Annotated in this window: 9 protein-coding genes; 8 read left to right on the plus strand and 1 reads right to left on the minus strand. The window is 41.0% G+C overall.

Features of this window, described 5'->3' with window-relative positions; translation table 11 throughout:
* The 7 genes from PHF18_RS17700 to PHF18_RS17730 all read left to right on the plus strand — a co-directional run.
* The coding region (locus PHF18_RS17700) for a monomethylamine:corrinoid methyltransferase (RefSeq protein ID WP_300104997.1) at positions 1 to 433 on the plus strand (433 nt) is incomplete at its 5' end.
* Between the two features lie 517 nt (positions 434 to 950).
* A complete protein-coding gene (locus PHF18_RS17705; protein ID WP_300104998.1) occupies positions 951 to 1787 on the plus strand; it encodes a hypothetical protein in 837 nt (278 codons plus the stop codon).
* Positions 1788 to 2287: 500 nt separating this feature from the next.
* Positions 2288 to 3121 (plus strand): hypothetical protein, encoded by an 834-nt coding sequence (locus PHF18_RS17710; protein ID WP_300104999.1) that lies wholly within the window; start codon positions 2288 to 2290, stop codon positions 3119 to 3121.
* A 285-nt stretch (positions 3122 to 3406) separates the two neighbouring features.
* On the plus strand, positions 3407 to 3796 hold the full coding sequence (gene tnpA, locus PHF18_RS17715) for an IS200/IS605 family transposase (protein ID WP_300105000.1): 390 nt from the start codon (positions 3407 to 3409) through the stop codon (positions 3794 to 3796).
* A gap of 20 nt (positions 3797 to 3816) precedes the next feature.
* A complete protein-coding gene (locus tag PHF18_RS17720; RefSeq protein ID WP_300105001.1) occupies positions 3817 to 4989 on the plus strand; it encodes an RNA-guided endonuclease TnpB family protein in 1173 nt (390 codons plus the stop codon).
* Positions 4990 to 5364: 375 nt separating this feature from the next.
* Positions 5365 to 6252 carry a hypothetical protein gene (locus PHF18_RS17725; RefSeq protein WP_300105002.1) on the plus strand — a complete coding sequence of 296 codons (888 nt, stop codon included), beginning with the start codon at positions 5365 to 5367 and terminating at the stop codon, positions 6250 to 6252.
* Positions 6253 to 6625: 373 nt separating this feature from the next.
* Entirely contained in the window at positions 6626 to 7117 is a 492-nt protein-coding gene (locus PHF18_RS17730; protein ID WP_300105003.1) for a hypothetical protein, read from the plus strand.
* A gap of 858 nt (positions 7118 to 7975) precedes the next feature.
* Here PHF18_RS17730 and PHF18_RS17735 read toward each other — a convergent pair.
* A complete protein-coding gene (locus PHF18_RS17735; protein WP_300105004.1) occupies positions 7976 to 8152 on the minus strand; it encodes a hypothetical protein in 177 nt (58 codons plus the stop codon).
* 150 nt (positions 8153 to 8302) lie between these two features.
* On the opposite strand from PHF18_RS17735, the gene PHF18_RS17740 reads away from it, so the two are divergent.
* Positions 8303 to 8512 (plus strand): hypothetical protein, encoded by a 210-nt coding sequence (locus PHF18_RS17740; RefSeq protein WP_300105005.1) that lies wholly within the window; start codon positions 8303 to 8305, stop codon positions 8510 to 8512.
* Positions 8513 to 9006: the final 494 nt, after the last annotated feature.

Consider the following 9006-nt stretch of genomic DNA (forward strand, 5'->3'; position numbering starts at 1 on the left):
AGGTTGGGCATGCGCAACCATCTCCGAGTTCACAGACATCCTCTCCGGGAACCAGTACTACCCCTGCGCAGGACCATGTACCGAGATGTGCCTCCTTGAAGCCTCTGCTCAGTCCATTACTGACACCGCATCAGGCCGCGAAATCCTCTCAGGTGTCGCAGCTGCAAAAGGTGTCGTAACAGACAAGACCACAGGTATGGAAGCCAGGATGATGGGAGAAGTAGCAAGGGCAACTGCAGGAATGGAAATCTCCGAGGTCAACAAGATCCTCAACAAGCTTGTGCCCCTCTACGAGAAGAACTACGCAAGCGCTCCGGCAGGAAAGACCTTCCAGGAATGCTACGACGTAAAGACCATCACCCCAACAGACGAATACGTCCAGGTATACAACTCTGCAAGAAAGCAGCTTGAAGACCTCGGACTTGTATTCTAAGCCGAAAATTTAAGTACCTGATCTTCAGGCAATCCAGGTTCGGGAGTCCTATTCCCGGATCGATATTTTTCAGACCTCAGACGTTCATAAACGCAGTTTAAATCGTCAAGCTTTAAAAGAAAGATAGAAAGGGTAGTTGCTCACGAGCCAACGTTAGTAACGGACAGGAAGAAGGAATTAAACCTATCCTTCAAGAGTAATCGTTTCGATTCTCTTGTGTGTGTGAAATGAGGTTTTTATTTACTCGCAAACAACCGATGTCTTATTTCCGTATACACATATTTATAATTTTTTGTAATGAGGAATTTGCCCATTTTGATTTATGTCTCAGGATATCCTGTAGGATCAACCAATTTTCTTCTTTCCATTAAGAAAACGAGGGGAAATTCTTCAGATTACTTTATTTATATTTCTCATAAAAAAGCTAATATCCTCACATATCCATACTTAATTAAAAGCGAATCTGGGGGCATGAAGGATTCTACCGCTTGATGAAGACGAGGCGTTAGAGATAGGGATGGCTTCGGTAGATCAAAAAGACGAAGCAAGTATCTTTGAGGTCCTTTACTACCTGTCAGAGCTTGCAGTAAAATACGCAAAAGAAGGACAGGAAAGTGATACAAAAAGATTAATCAAACATATAAAAGAGATCGGGATAGCGTCAGCTCTCGCTGGATTAGAAATGGTTGTTACAAATACCCTTCTTCTTTTTTCCCCGGTTGCAAAAGAGGTTTGCAGGCAAGGGATGGAAAACGCCGTTGTCAATATAGCTCTTGCTATAGGTGAAATTGGAAAGACTGCAGGGGAGCAGAAAATGGAGGTTCCTGCAAAGATTGCAGCTTCCTGCCTGGGGGAGATGGGAAATACTGCAGCCTTCACGAGAACCCGAAAAGGAACAATAGCAGTCATTTTCGCTCTTGGGGAGATTGGAAAAAGCGTAACAAATCACAGCCTGGGGGATGCCGCAAATTGTACAGTGACTTTACTTGGGGAAACGGGGAAAATTGCGGCAAGCCAGAACTTCGAAGATGCAGTATTAAACGCCGAATTTCTGTTGCAGGAAATAGGGACTGGGGCAATTGAAAAGAACCTTAAAGAAACTGCCGACACCAGTGCGCGTTTACTTGGGGAGGTTGGGAGGACTGCCGACAGGCAGGGACTTGAAAGGGCAATACTTCAGGCAGCTTATTCCCTTGAAACCATCAAGTTTGATGCCCAGGACCGCTATCTTGTGAGTGCATCTATTATAGCCGAAGTAGCCCTCATGCGTTTTGAGGATTTAGGTCTCGAAAAACTGGAAGAAAAATTAAACAAAAATTTGAGAAGAAAGAGAAAGTTTCCTGATATTGATTAATAAATTTTCTCGAGCCCTTTAAAAGAACAGTCCGGGCAAAAACTCATGTCAACTACCCCATGCTAAAGCAGTGTGGCTTGCAAAAGCCCTGGTTGACCAGCCTAAGTCTTAATTGACCACGTTGGAAATGTCATGATACCTACAATGCTTCCTCAGTTTGTAGCTCTATCGTGTAGCATTAAAAGTCCTGAGAGGTAGGGGCGGTGTGCTACACCTGACAAGCATATCCAACATTGGCGAAGGGAGACGGTTTTCCAAAACCGTGTTACCTGTTACGGAAATTCGATTCCAAAGCAGAGTGGAGAAATCCAAACGTGGAACGGAATGCCAGAAAGTTGACGGCATTCCTCCCTGCGCTAAAGCAACAGGGCTTCCTGCCTGTCACATGTGAATACCTGAACTACACATCATCTGCTTCTACACAGAAGAGGCCTGAATGCCGGCAATACTGCCAGATATATTTATGTTTTTCAAGGTGTAAGGAAATTGGGGTAATCCAAATGTCTATTTTAAACGAAGCCAGAGCAATAGACCTTGGCTTAAGCTCGGCTAAGGATAATGATGAATTGGGTGTACTTAGATCTATAGATTTTTTAACGGAACAGGGAACGAAATACATAAACAAAGGGCTTGAACCCGATGCAAAAAGGGCTATAATCAGCATAAGAGACATTGGAAATGCAGCCGCCCTTCAAAAAATGGAACTTGGGGTTTTAATTTCCCTCATTTCCCTGGGAAGGATGGCGGAGGCTGCAAGGGAACAGAAAATGTCCGATACAGGTTTCAGTATCATTTATTCCCTTCATGCAGTCGGGAAGTCCGCAGTTGGACAGGAGATGGAAGCGGCAGTCAGAATCGCAGTTGCTTACCTTGGTGAAATTGTAAGCTCCGCATCCCTCCACGGGATGAAAAGAGAGTCTCTAGTATCTTCTCTTGCGATAGGAGCTATAGGAAAAGAAACATCCAGGCAAAAGATCGCCAGGGTTCCGGAGAATGAAGGCCTTCTTTCTCCTGCATCAGGCATAATTCAGTCTCTCCCTCTGGCCAATGGGCCATTCTTCTCTGATGAACTTCAGGGTACTCTGGGCTTCCTTACGGAACGCAGGGGAGATATCCCTCCTCTCCAGCATATTCCTGTTTATTCTGAACCCCAGTTTATTAATTCCGATTTCAGAAATTTTGAAAATATCATTATAAAGGCTGCTGATGCACTTGGAACGATAATGCTTGAGCCAAAAGAAAAGTTTCTGGTAAGTTATATGCTTGTAGCAAAACTTTCTATTGAAACCTTTAATGGTTCTGAGTATATACACGAAGCCGAATCCTTTGAATGAGTAAGTATAACTGAACAGGCAGGTTTCCAATCCTTAACTTAAATTTTTTCACTTTTTTACGCAAAATACCTGTTTTCCTGAAAACCTTCAAGCCTGCTTTTGGCTTTTTATTCTCTATAAAAAGCTGCTGTTCAGGTTCACCGAAAACCTAAAGCCTCGGAAGTCTCATAAAGAAGTATCTCCGTTACATGTAACAGCCAGAAAGCCCCAAGGCTTCAGTGTGGGAATGAATGGCGTACCCCATAAAAGTGTATATAAAAACGGCATATAATTTATTAGTTAATTATGGAAATAAAGAATACTGCTAAAGAGTATCGATCAGACAAACATTTAGTATTCAGTTGCCAGTATCATGTTATCTTTTGCCCTAAATACCGAAGGAATGTACTTGTAGGGGAAATTGGGCAAAGATTAAAAGAGTTGATCTTGGAAAAACAAGAAGAATATGGCCACGTTGTCCTGGACATGGAAGTAATGCCAGATCACGTACATCTGCTTCTTGATGTCAATCCAAAAGTGGGAATATATCGAGTTGTATCAAAAATCAAAGGATATACTTCAAATCAGTTAAGGAAAGAATTTCCATCACTCAAAAAGAAAATTCCTACTCTCTGGACACTTTCAAGATTCATTGCCTCGGTGAGCTCAGTAACATTGGATGTTGTGAAACAATAAATAGAGGAGCAAAAGTACAAATGATGCAGGGAAACGTATTCCGGATATATCCGGATGATGAACAAAAAACGCTTATCGAAAAGCATATCGGTAGCAGCAGGTTCATCTACAATCGTTTTCTCCATATCAAAAAGGTTTTCTACGAAAAATTCAGGATTGACATTTCGTTGCTTGAACTTGAAAAGTACCTTCCCATGTTCAAAGAAATTTATCCCTGGCTCAAAGAAGTTAATTCTCAGTCTCTTCAACAGGAAAGAAAGAACTTGCAGGATGCCTATTCCCGATTTTTCAAAGGACAAAATGGCTTTCCCAAATGGAAAACGAAGAAGGAAAATAACAAGTCTTTCCAGATTCCCCAGAGGTACAGGCTCAACCTGACTTCCTCGAAAGTGTTTCTTCCGGGAATTGGCTGGATGAAAATAAAGATGCACAGGGACATGTTCAGTCCTGAGTTCCTTGAGAACCTGATAGAGACTACCGAGGTTAAGGGGGAAGTTATTGTCGAAAAAGACCTTAATGCTGAGTTTTTGAGAACGGCAACCGTAAGAAGGACCCCTACAGGAAAGTACTACATTTCCATTCTGATGGAAGACAGGGAAGAGTACCCGGAAATACAGGAATACTCAGAGGATACCACTGTAGGCATAGACCTTGGGATCAAGGACTTTGCGATCATTTCCACCGGGGAGAAAATAGCAAACCCTAAATTCCTGAAAACATCTTTGAGCCGTCTGAAAACTTTCCAGAGGAGAGTAAGCCGAAAACTGAAAGGATCTAACAACCGAAGAAAAGCCGTAAAACAGCTTGCTAAAATCCATGAGAAAATCTCCAACCAGAGACACGATTTCCAGCACAAGGAGTCCAACACTCTTTTGAGCGAAAACCAAGCCGTTGCTGTGGAAACGTTGAACATTAAGGGGATGAAGAAGAACCATAAACTTGCTCAGGCTATCAGTGATTCTGCATGGGGAAGCTTTGTTTCAAAACTGGAATATAAGGCAAAAAGGCTCGGCAAAACCGTTTTTAGGATAGGGATGTGGGAACCATCCACTAAAACCTGTAACGTTTGCGGATACCACAACCAGGACATAACTCTGGATGTCAGGGAGTGGGAATGCCCGGATTGCAGGACGGTCCATGATAGGGACATTAACGCTGCAATCAACATTAAAAAATTTGCACTAACAACTTGATTCAAGATCACCCGTGGGACACGGGGAAGAGCCTGTGGATTCGTGGAGGTTGCTCCGGGATATGAAGCAGGAAGCCTCACAGCTTTAGCGTGGGGTAGTTCACAAAATAGCAACACTAATAATCTCCTAATTTCATAAAATAAGCCAGTCAATATCATCCTGTATATCAATTTTACCCGCCGAATTGTTTTATGCGGTGTAATGGCCTTAAACTGACATTCGGGCATAAAAAGTATAACAATGATTGTATAAATATGCAGGAAAACGGGCTTGAAGCTTGAATATGATTGAAGCTTGAATATGATTGAAGCTTGTAATATGATTGAAGCTTGTAATACTTGTAATACTATAGACCGATAAAGAGGGGCAAAAATAATGATCACATTAAACGAAGCAGAGGCAGTTGACATAGGTTTATCTTCAGTTGAAGGAAAAAATGAGAGCAATGTTTTCCAGGCCCTGGATTCCCTTACAGGGATTGCAGAAGGCTTCCTCTCTGAAAATGAAGAGGCAGATGCCGGGAGGGTTATCCTCTCAATCTCGGATATCGCACAGGCAGCTGCAAAGGAAGGGATGGAACTTGTCGCAATCAACTCAGTCCTTGCCCTCGGGAAACTGGCAAGAATAGCAGCAAAAAAGGAATACGGGACTCTTCTGAACAGGACGATGGTAGAAACAGGGAAGATAGGGAGAACGGCAGCTTCAAGTTCTCTTGAAGCGGGTTCAAAGGTAGCTGCTACTACCATGATAGAAATCTGGAACCTTTCGTCTCTTGGGAAGAAAGATCAGGACGAAATAATTGCCTTTTCCCTGCTCTTAAGAGATATAGGGGCTGCTGCTGCAGTGCAGGGTATGGAAGAAGCTTTGCTTAACGCAATAAGCTGCCTTGGAGAAGTCGGAAAAAAGGTAGCCTCAGAAAGCCTTGAGGTCGAAACTATCAGCACCCTTCTGATGCTTGAGGAAATAGGCAAGCTTGCTGCAGAAAATTACTTTGACAAGGCCCTGAGTTCAGTAGCTTTGTCGATTGAAGATGCAGGCAAGCTTTCTATGAAGAACAAGCTCCATGAGGCTGTACTCCAGAGCCAGTGGGCACTTGAAACCTTAAAAGTACAGGCTGAAGAAAAAGCCCTTACTAATTCCCCTATTGTTACGGAAATGGCTCTTGACAACTTAAAATTCACAGGAGTTTCAGAAACCGATAAAAACACTGAGAAATTTCAGGAGATAAAGGAGCTGCAGAAAAAGGTTTATTCGAGCCTGTAATTAGGATTAGCCCCTTAAAAACTCCTTCTTTTATTTTTGACTTCTTTTTTTATTCCCTTTATGAGTTATATATTTTAAACCAGATCTCTTTTTAAACCAGATCTCTTTTTAAACCAGATTTTTTGACCGATTGCATATTTTTCGAATATCCTCAGCTTTTTCAGTCTGACTTTTAAATACATGAGTACTTATCAGTAAAATACGAAAAAGTAATAACCTGTGGGGTCATAAATTATAATAACGACTTAAAAATGGAGGCTAAATTTGCTTTAAACAGAAGAGAACCTTCTGCTTGATCCCGGGCTTGAGGTGGTTAGGGCTCGAGAAGAGGCTCGTCTTCTCTGGATAAATAAACGAACTGGGTGAGCTTGAAATGAGATATTTTGCAAGTCAGTTCCCGCAGAAGGTAACATGCGGGAAAATTGAGTGCATAAGATCCCTTGGGTTAGCTGCAGCTGAAGTAAATATGAATGGTGGTGTTCTTAATGCAGCAGCTTCCCTCGGGCTGATAGGGCAAGAAGCAGCAAGAAACGGAGTTAGTGAAGCAGTGCTGGAGACTGCTCTTGCTCTTAAGGCACTGGGAGAAAAAGCAGTTGACATGAAAACTCTTTTTTCTCTTCAGCTGATAGCTATCTCCCTTAAAGAATTGGGAAAAGAGGCGGTAAGGCAGGGAATGGAAAAGGAAGCTATTAAAAGTCAGTTTTGTTTAAAGGAACTCCATAATTTTTACATAGACTCGGAAAATGGATTTAAAGCCTTCAACGATGATTTTTTTTCTTTAATCGGAGATATTGGAAGGTGCGCTGCAGATGCGGGTCTTGAAAAAGCCGCAATAAATGCCGCAGCCCTGATGGAAGATTTCTAATTTACTCTAAAAGATTTTGTTGAGATGCTGAAAGCTCAAAAAGACAGGGCTTTCAACAGCTGTTTAGAACTCTTTATCTACTGAAAAATCAGGGCTAAATCCAGAGAGCACTTTATCTTTTTTTAATGCTTTCCATAACTTTATTCTTCAGGTCCCTATATTAAAAAAAGTTAGTTAGTAGGGAAAAGGTAAGGAGTTGAACCCTTTACCCTACCGTGGAGGTTGTGTTGTTTGTACTCACTCGGGGAAATATGCCAGAACCCCGGATGAGTTTTTTATTCATATGATATATATTAAGTAAGATATGTATATAACTCTTATCCTTTCATACCAATGTTAGACTGTTTTGATTTAATTGTTCGGATGCCTTTTCAGCTAAACGAATCTATAATTTATGGATAAAAATTTATGACTATATAAAATCGTTGATATAAAAAATTAAGTTATTGTCCTACTTTTAAAATAATTGGTAATCTTTTATCCCGACATTGCCAGATCTTCTTTTCATCTACCTGAACCTCAATAGAAGATACTATGAAGTTTCATTTCACAGCAAAAAAATAAAAGCAAAATCAGGAATAATCGGCACACCCCTGGCAAAACATGGGAATCAAGTTCAGGGAATACTTTTTCCCGTCAACAGTAAGTTCTCCGTTGACCTTCATTTATTTCCCGCGCCCTGCCGCGGTATTTCCACTATACACAGAGAGAAAAGATTGCTTCAAACACCAGCCCGCCGACCTACCCAAAAGACTAAACATAAAACTACGCAAAAGAAGCTCTAAAAAACAAAGTAGGGATTAAGTTCCTTTCACATCATTCTTATCCCAGGCAGGCAGTTCCTGCTCAGTGAAGAGATCATAATTTCATTTTATTTGCTTTTTCCTCAAGTTCTTCCTTGCTTTCCTGAGCTTTCTTCTGAATTTCTCCCTTTGTTTCTTCGGATTTTTCCTGCACCTGTCCTTTCAGTTCCTCAGATTTTTCTTCTGCCTGTCCTTTCAGTCCTTTTAATTTATCTCCGATTCCAAGTCCCATGTAAACACTCCTTTATCACTGGAAATATCGTCGATCCAATTACAAAAAACTAAAAAGAAATAATTAGACCAATATAAAAACTAAGTTATACAAATATAGCTTTTTGGAACCTGTTTTACTGAATATAGATCCTGAAAAAAGATATTTTCCGTGTACTCATTCATCAACGCCAGAAAGTTCAGGGCAAAACAGAAATCCAGGGTAAAACAGAAATCCAGGGTAAAACAGAAATTCAGGGTAAAACAGAAATTCAGGGTAAAACAGAAATCCAGGGTAAAACAGAAATCCAGGGTAAAACAGAAATCCAGGGCAAGTAAATTAAGACTAATAAAAACCCTGAACCCGAAGCAACCATATTAGCTATCTTTACGGGTTTTTCCCGCGCAGTGGCGCGGCTTTTCCACGACACAATGTAAAAAGAGAAAATGTAATTGTCTGACCCCACCCAAAGAATATAACTGTTTTAGTATATTTATACCCCCGGCTCCCTTAAATCATCAAGTAGAGAAGCCGACACTAAAGTTCCCATCAAGCTTTCAAAAGCTCACCACAGTAAAAATCCATTTTTCATAAGAACCACTGAGTGACGAATTCAGATCCGATATGCCAGAAATAACTGTTTTATTATAGAGCTGACCCCAAAACCAAAAATTACTTCTTTAAATCTCAAATTTGGAATAACCAACAGAGTTTCTGATAAGGAAAGATAAGCATGAATATCCTATTATAAAAAACGCACATGAAATTCTTCGAATAACATGCCCAAACAATGAAAGTCCTTTTCACTTACCTTTTTTTGATATTAACTCCATCATTACCTTGGGACAGGAAGGTTGTTTTTTATTTGGCTCTTC

The sequence above is a fragment of the Methanosarcina sp. genome (genome assembly GCF_028693135.1).
Classification (GTDB): Archaea; Halobacteriota; Methanosarcinia; order Methanosarcinales; family Methanosarcinaceae; genus Methanosarcina.